The sequence below is a fragment of the Bacillus sp. ms-22 genome, from assembly GCF_009759805.1.
Classification (GTDB): Bacteria; Bacillota; Bacilli; order Bacillales; family Bacillaceae; genus Bacillus; species Bacillus xiamenensis.
Genome location: NZ_CP046653.1, coordinates 2266603 through 2280736 on the forward strand (window position 1 = coordinate 2266603; position 14134 = coordinate 2280736).

Here is a 14134-nt window from a genome sequence, read left to right on the forward strand (position 1 = left end):
GGTTTGTAAAGTGTTTTTTCTTAACAACGGTTTTATCATGTATAACCAATTACATAAATGGTAATTTAAAGCCCTTTTTCTTTCCTTTGGACATGTTGGTCATCTGCTTCATCATCTTTTTCATTTCGTCAAATTGCTTTAAAAGGCGATTGACTTCCTGTACAGATGTTCCGCTTCCCTTTGCAATCCGTTTTCTTCGGCTTGCATTGATGACCTCTGGCTGTTCTTTTTCCTCGGTCGTCATGGATTTAATGATCGCTTCGATGTGATTGAGCTGCTTTTCGTCTACTTGGACGTTTTTGAGCCCTTTCATTTTACCGGCTCCCGGCATCATTTGGATCAATTCATCAAGCGGCCCCATATTACGAACTTGGCCAAGCTGCTCGAGAAAATCATCGAGCGTGAAGCTCATTGTCCGCATTTTTTGTTCAAGCTCTTTTGCCTTATCTTGGTCAACGTTTGCCTGTGCTTTTTCAATCAGTGTGAGCACATCGCCCATACCAAGAATTCTAGATGCCATTCGTTCTGGGTGGAATGGTTCTAGCGCATCTAGCTTTTCTCCTAGAGCAGCGAATTTAATCGGCGTATTTGTGACAGCGCGAATCGAAAGTGCTGCTCCGCCTCTTGTATCACCGTCTAGTTTCGTTAGAACGACACCTGTTAAACCAAGCTGTTCATTAAAGCTTTTTGCGACATTGACAGCATCTTGACCTGTCATAGAGTCTACAACAAGGAAGATTTCTTCTGGATTTGCTACTTCTTTTACTTTCTGAAGTTCACCCATTAATTCTTCATCGATATGAAGACGCCCTGCTGTATCTAAAATGACATAATCGTGGTGTTCTTCTTTCGCTTTTTCAATTGCCTGTTTGGCAATTTCAACAGGACTGACTTGATCACCTAATGAGAATACGGGCATATCAAGTTGTTTCCCTAGCGTTTGAAGCTGCTGGATCGCGGCTGGTCTGTAAATGTCAGCAGCCACCATCATCGGCTTGCGATTATGTTTTTTGCGAAGTAAGTTGGCAAGCTTCCCAGTTGTAGTCGTTTTACCTGCCCCTTGAAGACCAACCATCATAATGACTGTTGGAGGTTTTTTCGCCACGGCGATTTTACTCTCTTCCCCGCCCATTAATTCAGTGAGTTCTTCTTTTACAACTTTAATGACCTGTTGTCCAGGGGTAAGGCTTTTCATGACCTCTTGCCCAACTGCCCGCTCGCTTACTTTTTTCACAAAGTCTTTCACTACTTTAAAATTGACGTCAGCTTCAAGAAGGGCAAGGCGTACCTCGCGCATCATTTCTTTTACATCTTGCTCTGACACTTTTCCTTTGCCGCGGATTTTTGAAATCGTCTGCTGCAGTCGGTCGGCTAATCCTTCAAATGCCATACTGTGCCGCCTCCTAATCTAATTTCTCAAGCGATTCAATTAAAGCTTCTGCTTCTTCCTTTTGCGCGGAGTCTGCTACAAGCTCTCTCATTTTTTTGAGAAGTTCTTTACGCTCTTTAAATTTCTTAAACAAGAGCAGCTTTTCTTCATATTGTTCAAGCATCGCTTCAGTCCGTTTAATATTATCATAAACAGCCTGTCTTGATACTTCATATTCATCCGCAATTTCACCGAGGGAAAAATCGTCTAGGTAGTAAAGCGACATGTAGCTCTTTTGCTTTGCGGTTAACAACGATTGATAGAAATCAAACAAGTAGTTCATTCTCGTTGTTTTTTCAAGCGTCATGGGCTCTCTCCCCTTTGTTAAGTTCATTCCCTTTACATCAACTAAGTTTACACGGTTCTCATCTGTGTGTCAAGTTTTTATCTTGTCACTTCCTGCGGTGCTATATAAATAAAAAATGCCGGCAGCTTTACCGGCATTTTCATTAGTCTTCTTGATCAATGACGTCTGAGAATAATCCATACACATACGATTCAGCATCGAATTCTTGCAGATCGTCCACTTTTTCACCTAGACCGACAAGCTTCACGGGGATGTTCAGTTCATTACGAATCGCAAGAACAATCCCGCCTTTTGCAGTACCATCAAGCTTGGTTAACGCAATTCCTGTCACATTTGTCGCTTTCGAAAATTCCTTCGCTTGCGCCATAGCATTTTGACCGGTTGTCGCATCAAGAGCAAGCAGTACTTCGTGCGGTGCATCTGGCACTTCGCGCTCAATCACTCTCTTGACCTTCTCCAGCTCTTTCATTAAGTTGACTTTGTTTTGCAGTCTGCCTGCTGTATCACAGATCAGGACATCTGCTTTTTTGGCTTTTGCAGATTGAACGGCATCATAGATGACGGCTGCTGGATCAGAGCCTGCTGTTTGTTTGACAACCGGGACACCTGAACGCTCTCCCCATACTTCAAGCTGCTCAATCGCACCGGCACGGAATGTATCACCTGCTGCTAAAATGACGGATTTCCCTTCATTTTTCAGCTTGTTTGCAAGCTTACCGATTGTCGTTGTTTTTCCAACACCGTTAACGCCCACAAATAAAATAATATTTAAACGCCCGTCTTCAATGTTCAGCTCAGAGATTTGTTCCTCTCCGCTATTGTAAATGTCAACGAGTTTTTCAGAGATGACGGCCTGCACTTCACTTGGGTCTTGAATGTTTCTTAATTTCACTTCTTTTTTCAGCTCATCAATCAGTTCCATCACAGTCGTAAAACCAACATCAGCACCGATTAAAACTTCTTCGAGTTCTTCGAAAAAGTCTTCATCAACCTTGCGATAGCGAGAAATCAGTTCATTTACTTTTCCTTGAAACGAATTTCTCGTTTTTTCAAGGCCATCTTTAAACTTTTCTGATACTGAATCGCTTTGCTGCGCAAATTTTTCTTTTAGTTTCTTAAAAAAGCTCATTGGTTCAAAAACCTCCTTTAATTACTGGACAAGCTCTTTCGTTTCTTCTAGTTTGACGGATACTAGTTTTGAAACGCCAGACTCCTGCATGGTGACACCGTACAGAACATCTGCTTCTTCCATCGTTCCTTTTCGGTGTGTGATGACAATGAACTGTGTTTCTTTGCTGTATTTCTTTAAATACTGGGCAAAGCGGAACACATTTGCTTCATCAAGCGCCGCTTCTACCTCATCTAGCACGCAGAATGGCACTGGCCGCACTTTTAAGATGGAGAATAATAAAGCGATCGCTGTTAATGCTCTTTCTCCGCCTGATAGCAGGCTTAGGTTTTGCAGCTTTTTCCCTGGCGGCTGGGCGACAATATCGACGCCAGCGTTTAGTAAATCGTTTGGATCTGTCAGCTTGAGATCTGCCCGTCCACCACCAAATAATGCTTGGAAAACAGACTCAAAATGCCCGCGGATTTGAGAAAATGTCTCAGAGAAGCGCTTTGTCATTTCTTGGTCCATTTCTTCGATGACTTGGAATAACGTATTTTTCGCTTCTGTCAGATCATTTCGCTGTTCTGTTAAGAAAAGATAGCGTTCATTTACTCGTTCATATTCATCAATACTGCCTAAGTTCACTGTTCCGAGCTCTTCAATGGCTAGTTTGATCAGTTTCACTCGTTTTCTTGCTTCATCCGGCGATAGCGACAGTTGGTACATTTCTTTTGCTCCTTCAAATGAAAGAGCATATTCTTCGTTTAAATAAGCGATGAGGTTATCAAGCTCTACTTCCATGCGGCCAAGCTTGATCTCTTCATCCTTTAAGCTTGTCGTGAGCTGCTTGTAAAGACGTTTTTGCTCTTTGAGTTCACGTTCAGCAAATTCTAATGTTTCAGAAAGAGCCATACGCTGTTTACGGCGCTCTGAAATGAGTGCTGTCGTTTTGTTTTTATTTTCCAGCTTCTCTTTTGCCGCTTCTTCCAGCTGTTCTGCTCCGCTTGAGCTGGATGACATTTCACTTGTTAAGAGGGATAAATCTTCTTTTGTTTCCATCAGCGCTTTTTCAGCTTCTTCTAATTCAGCCGTTAAGCTTGAAAGTTTTTCTTGTTCATTAGCCAAAGACTGCTCTTTTTTGGCAAGTGAGATTTTCAGCTCTGTTAACTCGGCAGAAATGGTTTCTTTCGTTGAGCTTTGGGTCTGCTTTCGTTTGGTTAACGTGTTGATCTCTTCATCAAGAGACGTCAATTTCTCACCAATAGAGACTTCAAGAGCTGCCTGTTCTTTGTCCTTGCTCGCAAGTTCATTAGCGCGCTGCTGTAATTCTTCTTTTTCTTGATCGTAGAGCTCAAGATGAGCGTTAATATTTTTTTCTGCTACTTGCAGTTCGTATAGTTTCCCTTTCAGCTCTTGCTGCTTTTCTCGAAGTGTTTCGCCGCGCTGACGCAGTTCATTTAATTGGGATTCGCTTGCTGAAATGGCCTGCTTCGTTTCTTTTGTTTCTTTTTCAAGGATCGTTGTTTTTTCTTCCATTTCAACGAGCTGCTTTGTTAATGTTTCGATCTCTCGGTTCCTTGAGAGGAGGGAGTTGCTCTGTTTCTTCATGCCGCCCCCAGTCATTGAACCGCCCGGGTTCACGACGTCCCCTTCAAGGGTCACGATGCGGTAACGATGTCCGAGCATTTTCGCCAGTTCATTGGCGCCTTTTAAGTCTCTAACGATAAGGACTGTTCCAAGCAAATTCTGTATGACCTTCTGATACTTTTCGTCAAAGGAAACGAGCTGACTCGCTACACCGATAAATGCGGCATGCTGTTCAGCTGTTTGGATATCTCTGAACTGAATGGTTCGTTCTTTGATGACGTTCATTGGCAAGAAAGTCGCACGTCCAAAGGAATGCTGCTTTAAGTAGCCAATGGCCTGTCTCGCAGCCGCTTCATTTTCCGTGACCACATGCTGTGTGGCTGCGCCAAGCGCGATTTCAATCGCTGTTTCATGCTGCTGCTCTGTTTGAATCAGCTCTGCAATCGCACCATGAATACCGCCTAATCGGTCCTTTGCCTTTAAGACCTCTTTTACTCCTTGGAAAAAGCCGGAGAAGTCTTCCTGCATTGATTCAAGCATCTCTTTTTTTGATTTTGCCTGTTGTACATATTGATAGGCCTGGTAAAGAGCCGTTTCTTTTTTCTCGTATTGACGTTTCATTTGCTCAAGCTTTTGTTCTGCCTCTCTAAAGCGTTTCACCTGAGCCAAGATGTCTTCTTCTCGTTCTGAAAGCTGCTGCTCCGCTTCCGTTTTCTTTTCTTTAACAGACACCCGTTCTTCAATATGTTTCTGGTTATTTTGCGTGAGACGCTCTAGCTGCAAGGCCGCCTGTCGCTGCTGATCTTCAAGTAATTTGCGCTCATTTCGAATAGAAGCCTGTTCGTTTAATAGATCAAAATAATCGCTTTTCAGCTGTTCAATTTGACCTTCGACATCTTCACTATGGAGCGACAGCTGGTGCTGTTTTGTTTTCACTTCATCTTTTAGCTGCTGCACTTCTTTTTGCAGACTGTCACGCGTGATTTCCTGCTGCTGAATCTTCTCGGTTAACAGCGCCTGTTTTTCGGTTAAACGGATGAGCGCTTCTTCCAGCTGCCCTTGGTTAGCGGCTGCATTTTTTTTGCGTTCTTTTAGAACCTCTTTTTTTCCTTCAAGCTTTTCTAATTCCTCACTTGTGAAAAGGAGAACTTCTTGGAGGTCATGAATCGATTCGTCAAGCGCCTGAATTCGGTCCCTCGACTCTTCAATTTTGGCTTCTTTTGCCTGAATGTCTGTGGATTGCTTCATTTCATCTTGTTTGAAACGCTCGACCGCTTCACCAAGTGCTGTCCATTTTTCGTGAAGTGCTTCGATATCATGGACGGTGAGAGCAATTTCTACATTTTCAAGCTCTTCTTTCTTTTGCAAATAGTCCTTTGCAATGGATGCTTGCATTCTTAATGGTTCTACTTGATCTTCTAGTTCATGCAGAATATCTTCAACCCGGTTTAAGTTGTCCTGCGTTTCAAACAGTTTGTTCTCGGCTTTTTTCTTTCTGGTTTTATATTTCAAGACACCAGCCGCTTCTTCGAAGATGCTTCGTCTCTCTTCAGCCTTACTCGATAGAATCTCTTCTACCTTTCCTTGACTGATGATCGAAAACGCTTCCTTCCCAAGACCTGAGTCCATGAAAAGATCAATAATATCCTTTAAGCGGACTGACTGATTGTTTATGAGAAATTCACTTTCTCCAGAACGATACACCCTTCTTGTCACACTGACTTCGTGAAAATCGATCGGCAAAAAGTGATCTTCGTTATCCAGCGTTAATGTCACCTCTGCTAGGTTGACTCTTTTCCTTGAGTCACTTCCTGCAAAAATGATGTCTTCCATTTTTCCTCCGCGGAGGCTTTTCGCTGATTGTTCGCCAAGTACCCAGCGGATGGCATCTGTAATATTACTTTTGCCGCTTCCGTTTGGTCCAACAACAGCTGTGACCCCTTTGACAAAGTCCACGGTCACTCGCTGTGCGAAAGATTTGAATCCTATCACGTCTAAACGTTTGAGGAACATGAGAGTGATCCTCCTTATGTATTTAAAGTACTATCATCTTACCATATGAAGTGAAAAAAGATGATGGAAAACAGAGTGAAATCCCCCTGAATGACGAGGGGGATTTTATTGGTTCATATGATGTTTCTGCAATTTAGCAAGTGCTTCCTGTGCAGCGTGCTGTTCTGCTTCTTTTTTAGAGCGTCCGTTTCCAATTCCGAGCACTTCACCTCGAAGGGATACATTTGCTTCAAATTCCCGGTTATGTGCAGGCCCTTTTTCATGCAGGATACGGTATTCAAGCACACCTTTTCCATCGCGCTGCACAAATTCTTGCAGCTGGCTTTTAAAGTCCATGACGTGCGAGAACGCTCCATCATTAATTTTCGGATAAACGTACGCTTCTAGGAACCGTTCAACCGGCTCAAGCCCTTGATCTAAATAAAGTGCACCGATAAACGCCTCGAATACGTCCGCTAAGAGTGCTGGGCGTTTTCTGCCGCCTGTCATTTCTTCGCCTTTTCCTAAAAGAACAAGGTCTCCGAAGGACAGCTCGTGTGCCAGTGATACAAGTGACGGTTCACATACGATCGCCGCTCTTAGTTTCGTTAAATCTCCCTCGCTCATCGCTGGATATTTTGCAAATAAGAATTGAGAGATGGTCAATTCTAAAACAGCATCTCCTAAAAATTCAAGTCTTTCATTATCCTCGTATGGCTTTTTCCGGTGTTCATTCACATAAGAGGAATGGGTAAAGGCTTGATATAGAAGCTTTTCATTTTTAAAGTGTACAGAAATGCGCTGCTGGAATTCTCTAAATTGCTCTAGTTTTTTGCTCTGTTTCTGTTTGTCTTTATATTGTTTTGGCATAGCAACCTCCAGGTAGGCGTAATCGCCTTTAAGGATACTGATTATATGGAGTCTCTCTTTCTACATGCAGGGAAACAGTGCTCCCAGCATCTGAAAAAGGCTGACAATTGATCAGCTGAATGTGTTGAAACTAACATAAATTTTCAAAGTCCCGTCTTGAAAATAGACGGGACTTTGTTACGCTTATTGCTGGCTATTTATGTAGTTCACAGCGTCACCGACTGTTGCAATTTTTTCAGCATCTTCGTCAGAAATTTCCATATCGAACTCATCTTCAAGTTCCATAACTAGCTCAACTACATCAAGGGAATCAGCGCCTAAATCTTCTTTAAATGAAGCTTCCATTTTCACGTCAGCCTCATCAACGCCAAGGCGGTCTACAATAATTTTTGATACACGCTCTAATACGTCTGCCATTGCCTTTCACCTCCCCTCAAAGTATTATAGTTGATTCGTTTTTAAAAAACTAGAGAAAACCTAATGAAATTTTGATATTTCTTAGGACATGACCATTCCGCCATCTACTTGGATGGTTTGGCCTGTAATATAACCTGCTCCTTCTGAAGCTAAAAAGACAACAACGTTGCTTATATCTTCAGGCGCACCAAAGCGTGCGAGCGGGATTTGTTTCAGCATGTCTGCTTGCACATTGTCATCAAGCTTGTCTGTCATATCAGTAGAAATAAAGCCTGGTGCTACTGCATTGACTGTAATATGACGGCTTGCCAGCTCTTTCGCTGTTGTTTTCGTTAAACCGATCACACCAGCTTTTGCTGCCACATAGTTCGCTTGTCCAGGGTTTCCGCAAACGCCAACGACTGATGCCACATTGATGATTCTTCCGCTTCGCTGTTTCATCATTTGACGTGTCACAGCTTTTGTACAGTTGAAGACGCCTTTTAAGTTTATGTTAATGACATCATCCCATTCATTTTCTTTCATTCTCATGAGCAGGTTGTCCTTTGTAATCCCTGCATTGTTCACAAGAATATCGATGGAACCAAATGTATCAATGGCTTGTTTCATTAATGCCTGTACTTCTTCCGCATTCGAGACATCCGCTTTGACAGCAAACGCCTGCTGGCCAAGTGCTTTGATTTCATCGACTACTTCATTTGCTTTTGCTTCGTTTCCTGAATAGTTGACCACAACATTTGCACCATTCTTCGCTAAATCAATTGCGATCGAACGGCCAATACCGCGTGATGCACCTGTTACAACGGCTGTTTGATTTGTAAGCATCAAGAGTCCCCCTTTAATGTTTGAATTGCTGCTTCAATGCTTGCTTGATCTGAAACGGAAATAGTCGTCAGGCGGCGATTGACCTTTTTCACAAGACCTGAAAGCACTTTACCAGGACCAATTTCAATAAATGTTGTCACACCTAAATCAATCAGGCGTTCCACACTTTCTTCAAAACGAACAGGAGAATACAATTGTTCAATGAGTTTTGTCTCAATCTCCTCACGAGACGTTACGATATCTGCTGTTACATTGGAGATAACCGGTGTTTTGGCATCCGAAATGTCTAGCTTTGACAGAACATCTGTGAATTTTTCAGCTGCCGGCTTCATTAAAGCGGAATGGAAAGGTCCACTTACTTCCAGTGGGATCGCACGTTTTGCGCCCTTTTCTTTCGCTTTCTCTGATGCCAGTTCGACTCCTTTTGCAGTACCAGAGATGACGATTTGACCAGGACAGTTTAAGTTAGCGAGCTCTACAAGATGGCCGCTTTCTGTCACTTCTTTTGTCACTTCTAAAAGGGTCGCTTGGTCTAAGCCGAGAATCGCTGCCATAGCGCCTTCTCCTGCAGGAACGGCTTCATTCATTAATTCGCCGCGTTTTCTTACTGCATAAACGGCATCTTTAAACGAAAGAGCACCCGCTGCAACAAGAGCTGTATATTCACCAAGACTGTGACCTGCCGCATAATCGGCTTTCATTCCGCTCTCTTCAAATTTCTTTAAGATGGCGATGCTTGTTGTTAAAAGAGCTGGCTGTGCATTATAGGTCAGCGTCAGTTCTCCTGCATCTCCTTCAAAAATCATTGAAGATAAATCAAACCCTAGGGTCTTATCTGCTTCTTCAAACACAGCTTTAGATGCTGCTTCTTGATCAAATAAATCTTTTCCCATGCCAATTTTTTGAGAGCCTTGGCCAGGGAATAAAAAAGCAATTTTACTCATGCTGCTTACCTCCATTAAGACTCATTCGTGTTTTCTTTTTGAACTTCTTGATGAATGATGGCTGAAACGTCTTTTTCAACGATATCGCGCGCCTGACGAATTGCATGGAAAATCGCATTTTCATCAGATGAGCCGTGCGCTTTAATAACAGGTGCTTTTAAACCAAATAAAGCGGCACCGCCATATTCGGAGTAATCCATTTTAGATTTCATCTGCATTAGTTTTGGCTTCATCATGCCTGCTGCGATTTTGGCTGTCAGGCTGGATGTTAATGTTTCTTTCAGCATTTTAAAGACAGAAAGGGCTGTCCCTTCAATCGTTTTCAGAGCGATATTTCCTGTAAAGCCATCAGTGACAACGACATCAGCTACACCTTCTAATAAATCACGAGACTCGACATTTCCTACAAAATTCAAGTCTGATGCTTTTAGTAATTCAAAGGTTTTTTTCGTTAAATCGTTGCCCTTTTTATCTTCTGTACCGACATTTAAAAGTCCAACACGCGGATTGCTCTTTGGGAAGACACGCTCTGCGTAAATGGACCCCATCATGGCATATTGCAAAAGATGCTCTGGCTTTGCATCAACGTTTGCGCCGACATCTAATAATAAGAACCCGCTGCCATCCAGTGTTGGCAAAGTTGGTGCAAGTGCCGGTCTGTCAATGCCATCGATCCTTCCTACGATAAACAGTCCTGCCGTCATGAGTGCGCCAGTATTTCCAGCTGAAATACACGCATCTGCTCTTCCTTCTGATACTTCCTGCGCCATTTTCACCATAGAAGATTCCTTTTTACGTCTAACTGCACGCACTGGTTCATCTGTTGGTTCAATGACTTCTTTTGCATCTAAAATGGTGATGCGTTCTTCATTTGTTATGTAAGGTTTGATTTTGCTTTCATCGCCGACAAGTGTAATCTCAATATCTGAAAATGCTGCTAAGCTTTTTTGCACACCGTCTATAATGGCTTTAGGGGCATGATCTCCCCCCATTGCATCGACTGCAATTCTCATGTTATGTGCCACCTTTTACTTTTGTTTTGAGCGATACATGACGAAATCGCCTGAGAAGACAACTTCCTCACCCACATAGCTATTTACTTCAACTACGGTTCTGCCTTTTTCTTTATCATGTGAGGCAACTTTGGCTTTTGAGACAACTCTTTCGCCTTGTTTGACCTGCCTTGTAAACTTGATATTTGCTTTTGCTGTCAAAGCCAGTTCATCGTCGATGACGGCAACTGCCAGCGAATTTGCCTGGGCAAAGAGATGATGTCCCCTGGCAATTTGGTTACGGCTGAATACATGCTCTTTTCTCACTTCGAAAATGGAAATCGCTTGATCATCAAGCTTTACATCAATCATTTCTCCAATCACTTCATCCAGCGGAAGCGACTTTACTTCATCCTCTAATGTCTTTTCGGCAACGTGCTTAATTCTTTCGCGCAATTCAGGGATTGAGAGCTCCAAACGATCAAGTCGAACCGTTTGAATGCTTACACCGAATTTACCTGCCAATTCTTCATCAGTAATGAACGGAGTCGAGCTGATCGTTTGCTGGAGAAGCCTTTGACGTTCTTTTTTATTTAGTTTCATATGCAGACACCATCCGTACATTTATGACTAGGTACTAATAGTAGTATATAATCTCATAGATGATAAATCAATCCTTGTTTCAAAAAGACAAGAAAATTCCTCCAGCACTTGATCAGCTCAATTTATCTCCGCCAAGCACACCGCTGTCTACGAGTGTTTGCCGAAGTTCTTTGTATTCAGGCTCTGTCCAAAAGGCGTCAGACTGCACGAGCTCTGCCGCATCTTTTCTAGCGGTTTCAAGCGCTCTATAGTCATGAACCATATCTGCCACTTTAAATTCAGGCATCCCGCTTTGTTTCTTGCCAAAGAAGTCGCCTGGTCCTCTTAGTTCCAAGTCTTTTTCTGACAGTTCAAAGCCATCGGTCGTTTCAGACATGATCCGCATCCGCTCTTTACCCGTCTCTGATTTCGGATCTGCCATTAAGATACAAAATGATTGATGCTCTCCGCGTCCGACCCGTCCTCTTAGCTGATGAAGCTGTGACAGTCCAAAGCGGTCCGCATCATATATGACCATGATGGTGGCGTTCGGCACGTTGACCCCGACTTCAACAACCGTGGTTGAAACGAGGATTTGGACTTCATTTGCGGTGAACGCTCTCATCACCTGATCTTTTTCATCGCTCGCCAGTTTCCCGTGCATTAAACCAATCGACCACTTACCGCGATACGCCTCCGTCAGCATGCTATGAACATCAATTGCATTTTGCACATCCAGTTTGTCTGATTCTTCTATGAGCGGACAAATAATGTATGCTTGTCTGCCTTTTCTCAGCTCTTTATCCACAAAAGCAAGAATCCTTTCAAGCATGTCATGCTTCACCCAATACGTTTCAATTTGCTTTCGGCCGGCTGGCAATTCATCAATGACGGATACATCCATTTCTCCAAAGACCGTAATCGCAAGGGTTCTTGGGATAGGTGTTGCGGTCATAAATAAAACGTCTGGGTCCTGTCCTTTACTTCTCAATTTTTTCCGTTGTTCCACGCCGAATCTGTGCTGTTCATCTGTAATGACAAGACCAAGCTGCTTAAATTCCACTTCGTCTTGGATGAGGGCATGCGTACCGACCAATAGATCAATTTCGCCCTCTTTCAAACGTTCCAGCAGTTCTCTGCGGCGCTTACCTTTCACAGAGCTAGTGAGTAGCGCAATATTCAATCCCCATTTTTCAAACAGCTGGTAAAGTGAATCTGCGTGCTGTTCTGCCAAAATCTCGGTTGGCACCATCAGTGCACCTTGAAAGCCGGATAAATGAGCGGCATAAAGCGCAATGGCCGCAACGGCTGTTTTCCCTGATCCAACATCTCCTTGAAGCAGCCGGTTCATCCGGTACGGGGACGCCATATCAGACATGATTTCATCAAGCACTCTTGATTGCGCTTTTGTCAGCGGGAACGGCAGACTGTGAACAAACTCAAAGACAGCTTCTTTTGAAAATGGATGCTGGATGCCTGATGTTTTTTCTCGTTCTTTTTTTCTGATCGCCTGCATCTTCAGCTGAAACATCAGAAACTCCTCGTACACGAAACGGCGCCTTGCTTGCTTGAGCGAATCTCTTGTTTCTGGGAGATGAATGGCCTTTAGCGCTTCTTGATACGACATGAGTTTATAAGCAGCGACGAGCTGCTTTGGCAATGGATCTTCCGCTTGATCTGCATAAAGCGATAAGGCTTGCTTCACAAAACGTCTCATCATCTTCACTGTCACATTTTCTTTGACCGAATAGACAGGCTCAATACTGCCATCTTGTTCGTGCGTTCCTTTTTTAAATTCCTGCACCATGATAGATTGACGGTTTTTATCCCATTTCCCTGTGACAGATACCGTATCACCTAAAACAAGACTTCGTTTTAAATACGGGCGATTGAAGCAAATAGCTGTAATGAGAAAACGCCCGACAAGCAGCCTGAACGTCAGCCTGCTTCTTTTTTTTCCATAATAGGTGAGAACGGGCTCACTGTGCACTTTTCCTTCCACTGTGACACGTTCGTCATGCCTTACTTCTTCTAAGTTGCGAAGCTCATAATCATCATATCGATAAGGAAAGTAGCCGAGCAAATCGGCTACTGTATGGATTCCAAGTTCATTTAGTGTTTTTTCTGTTTCGGCTCCAATTCCCTTTAGGACTGAGACACTATCTTGCAGTTTCTGTATCACGAGATGAGGTCACACCTCCGAAAATCTTCTTTTCAAGCTCTCTTGCTGTCGGTGTTGCAGCGAGTCCGCCTTGCGCTGTCTCACGAAGAGCTGTTGGCATCGTCTGACCAATTTTATACATGGCATCAATGACCTCATCACATGGGATACGGCTTGTAATGCCGGCAAGTGCCATATCTGCTGCAATCATTGCATTTGAAGCACCCATTGCGTTTCGTTTCACACATGGCACTTCGACAAGTCCTGCTACTGGATCACAAACAAGTCCAAGCATGTTCTTCAGTGTAATGGCCATTGCTTCAGCCGATTGCTGCGGCGTGCCGCCTGCCATTTCTACAATGGCGGCTGCTGCCATACCTGATGCTGAGCCTACCTCTGCCTGACAGCCGCCTGCTGCACCAGAGATACTTGCGTTATTGGCCACAACAAAACCAAATGCGCCGGATGTAAACAGGAATCTGACCATTTGTTCTTTCGTTGGCTTTAATGTTTCTTTCACCGCAAAGAGCGTACCTGGCACAACACCTGCTGAGCCTGCTGTAGGCGTTGCACAGATGGTTCCCATTGCTGCATTGACTTCGTTTGTTGCAACTGCCTTACTGACAGCATCTAAAATCGTATGACCAGACAATGTTTTGCCTGATGCGATATATGCTTGAAGTTTCACCGCATCTCCGCCAGTTAAACCTGATAATGATTTCACACCTTTTAGTCCGTTTTCAACAGCCTGCTCCATCACTTCTAGGTTGCGGTACATTTGCGAGAAAATGTCTTCGCGTGACTTCCCTGTCACTTCCATTTCTTGTGTAATCATGATTTCTGAAATGGAGGTATTCCGTTCTTCTGTAAGCTGCACGAGTTCTTTGACGTTTTTAAACATCCTACATAACCTCCTT

12 protein-coding genes are annotated in these 14134 nt (G+C 43.4%); all 12 read right to left on the reverse strand.

Features of this window, described 5'->3' with window-relative positions:
- Positions 1-49: 49 nt before the first annotated feature.
- Complete coding sequence (gene ffh / locus GPA07_RS11825) at positions 50-1390, reverse strand: signal recognition particle protein (RefSeq protein WP_008354521.1); 1341 nt, start codon at positions 1388-1390, stop codon at positions 50-52.
- Between the two features lie 13 nt (positions 1391-1403).
- The gene (locus GPA07_RS11830; protein ID WP_008354523.1) at positions 1404-1736 is read right to left on the reverse strand and encodes a putative DNA-binding protein; all 333 of its coding nucleotides are present in this window, start codon (positions 1734-1736) and stop codon (positions 1404-1406) included.
- A gap of 142 nt (positions 1737-1878) precedes the next feature.
- Complete coding sequence (gene ftsY / locus GPA07_RS11835) at positions 1879-2865, reverse strand: signal recognition particle-docking protein FtsY (RefSeq protein WP_008354525.1); 987 nt, start codon at positions 2863-2865, stop codon at positions 1879-1881.
- Between the two features lie 21 nt (positions 2866-2886).
- A complete protein-coding gene (gene smc, locus GPA07_RS11840) occupies positions 2887-6447 on the reverse strand; it encodes a chromosome segregation protein SMC (protein ID WP_157292570.1) in 3561 nt (1186 codons plus the stop codon).
- A 105-nt stretch (positions 6448-6552) separates the two neighbouring features.
- A complete protein-coding gene (gene rnc, locus GPA07_RS11845) occupies positions 6553-7296 on the reverse strand; it encodes a ribonuclease III (RefSeq protein WP_008344850.1) in 744 nt (247 codons plus the stop codon).
- A 183-nt stretch (positions 7297-7479) separates the two neighbouring features.
- Positions 7480-7713, reverse strand: coding sequence for an acyl carrier protein (gene acpP, locus GPA07_RS11850; RefSeq protein WP_003212028.1), 234 nt, complete (start codon positions 7711-7713; stop codon positions 7480-7482).
- An 81-nt stretch (positions 7714-7794) separates the two neighbouring features.
- Positions 7795-8538, reverse strand: a complete 744-nt coding sequence (fabG, locus tag GPA07_RS11855) for a 3-oxoacyl-[acyl-carrier-protein] reductase (protein ID WP_071167630.1) — start codon at positions 8536-8538, stop codon at positions 7795-7797.
- On the reverse strand, positions 8538-9482 hold the full coding sequence (gene fabD, locus GPA07_RS11860) for an ACP S-malonyltransferase (RefSeq protein ID WP_157292571.1): 945 nt from the start codon (positions 9480-9482) through the stop codon (positions 8538-8540). Before fabD ends, fabG begins: the two co-directional genes overlap by 1 nt.
- Positions 9483-9496: 14 nt before the next feature.
- Complete coding sequence (plsX, locus tag GPA07_RS11865; RefSeq protein WP_157292572.1) at positions 9497-10495, reverse strand: phosphate acyltransferase PlsX; 999 nt, start codon at positions 10493-10495, stop codon at positions 9497-9499.
- Positions 10496-10510: 15 nt separating this feature from the next.
- Positions 10511-11077: a transcription factor FapR gene (gene fapR, locus GPA07_RS11870; RefSeq protein ID WP_008354539.1), complete on the reverse strand. Its 567-nt coding sequence runs from the start codon at positions 11075-11077 to the stop codon at positions 10511-10513.
- Between the two features lie 112 nt (positions 11078-11189).
- Positions 11190-13238, reverse strand: coding sequence for an ATP-dependent DNA helicase RecG (recG, locus tag GPA07_RS11875; protein WP_008354541.1), 2049 nt, complete (start codon positions 13236-13238; stop codon positions 11190-11192).
- A complete protein-coding gene (gene sdaAA / locus GPA07_RS11880; RefSeq protein ID WP_008354543.1) occupies positions 13216-14118 on the reverse strand; it encodes an L-serine ammonia-lyase, iron-sulfur-dependent, subunit alpha in 903 nt (300 codons plus the stop codon). The genes recG and sdaAA overlap by 23 nt, the downstream gene beginning before the upstream one ends.
- Positions 14119-14134 lie beyond the last annotated feature (16 nt).

Bases quoted from the DNA above. Each gene is read 5' to 3' on its own strand.
- ffh (WP_008354521.1), bottom strand. From the start codon at position 1,390: ATGGCATTTGAAGGATTAGCCGACCGACTGCAGCAGACGATTTCAAAA.
- GPA07_RS11830 (WP_008354523.1), bottom strand. From the start codon at position 1,736: ATGACGCTTGAAAAAACAACGAGAATGAACTACTTGTTTGATTTCTAT.
- ftsY (WP_008354525.1), bottom strand. From the start codon at position 2,865: ATGAGCTTTTTTAAGAAACTAAAAGAAAAATTTGCGCAGCAAAGCGAT.
- smc (WP_157292570.1), bottom strand. From the start codon at position 6,447: ATGTTCCTCAAACGTTTAGACGTGATAGGATTCAAATCTTTCGCACAG.
- rnc (WP_008344850.1), bottom strand. From the start codon at position 7,296: ATGCCAAAACAATATAAAGACAAACAGAAACAGAGCAAAAAACTAGAG.
- acpP (WP_003212028.1), bottom strand. From the start codon at position 7,713: ATGGCAGACGTATTAGAGCGTGTATCAAAAATTATTGTAGACCGCCTT.
- fabG (WP_071167630.1), bottom strand. From the start codon at position 8,538: ATGCTTACAAATCAAACAGCCGTTGTAACAGGTGCATCACGCGGTATT.
- fabD (WP_157292571.1), bottom strand. From the start codon at position 9,482: ATGAGTAAAATTGCTTTTTTATTCCCTGGCCAAGGCTCTCAAAAAATT.
- plsX (WP_157292572.1), bottom strand. From the start codon at position 10,495: ATGAGAATTGCAGTCGATGCAATGGGGGGAGATCATGCCCCTAAAGCC.
- fapR (WP_008354539.1), bottom strand. From the start codon at position 11,077: ATGAAACTAAATAAAAAAGAACGTCAAAGGCTTCTCCAGCAAACGATC.
- sdaAA (WP_008354543.1), bottom strand. From the start codon at position 14,118: ATGTTTAAAAACGTCAAAGAACTCGTGCAGCTTACAGAAGAACGGAAT.